General features: G+C 66.2%; 1 protein-coding gene. It reads left to right on the forward strand.

Translation table 11 applies throughout. From position 1 onward, the window contains the following. Window positions 1-1,210: VCBS domain-containing protein (locus RAD10_RS41390; RefSeq protein ID WP_461621967.1), on the forward strand; the 1,210-nt coding region annotated here is incomplete at both ends.

The following is a 1,210-nucleotide window of genomic DNA, read 5'->3' on the forward strand; positions in this document are numbered from 1 at the left end:
CCCATGTCGTAGCCCAGACCAATGCTCACGGCACCTACGGCGACTTCACGATCGACGCCAACGGCGCCTGGAGCTACACCGGCAACGGCGCCCACGATGAGCTCACCGCCTGGCAGCAGGTCCAGGATCAGTTCACGGTGACCAGCCAGGACGGCACCGCGAGCGGCATCGTGACGGTCACCATCACCGGCAGCAACGATGCGGCCACAGTCTCGTCGGACTCGAAGTCCGTCACCGAGGGCAATGCCGCCGCCGCCCTCAACACGAGCGGCCTATTGACGATTGTGGATCCCGACAGCGGCGAAGCCCATGTCGTGGCGCAATCGAACGTCCACGGGACCTATGGCGACTTCACGATCGATGCCAACGGCGCCTGGAGCTACACCGGCAATGGCGCCCACAACGAGCTCACCGCCGGACAGCAGGTGCAGGACCAGTTCACGGTGACCAGCCAGGATGGGACCGCGAGCGGCATCGTGACCGTGACCATCACCGGCAGCAACGACGCGGCGACAGTCTCTTCGGACTCGAAGTCCGTGACTGAGGGCAATGCCGCCTCCGCGCTCAACACCTCGGGCCAGCTCACGATTGTCGATCCCGATAGCGGCGAAGCCCACGTCGTGGCGCAGACGAACGTCCACGGGACCTATGGCGACTTCACGATCGACGCCAACGGCGCCTGGAGCTACACCGGCAACGGCGTCCACAATGAGCTCACCGCCGGGCAGCAGGTCCAGGACCAGTTCACGGTGACCAGCCAGGACGGCACGGCCACCGGCATCGTGACGGTGACCATCAGCGGGACCAATGATGCGGCCACAGTCTCATCGGACTCGAAGTCCGTCACCGAGGGTGATGCCGCCGCTGCGCTGAGCACCAGCGGCCAGCTCAGCATCACCGACCCGGATACGGGCGAAGCCCACGTCGTCGCGCAATCGAACGTCCACGGCACCTATGGCGACTTCAGCATCGATGCCAACGGCGCCTGGAGCTACACCGGCAACGGCGCGCACAACGAGCTCACCGCCGGCCAGCAGGTCCAGGATCAGTTCACGGTCACCAGCCAGGACGGCACCGCCTCCGGCACGGTGACGGTGACCATCACCGGCAGCAACGACGCGGCGACGGTCTCGTCGGACTCGAGGTCGGTGACCGAAGGCGACACCGCGGCGGCGCTGAACACCAGCGGCCAGCTCACGATTGTGGATCC

Source organism: Bradyrhizobium sp. 23AC, assembly GCF_054863025.1.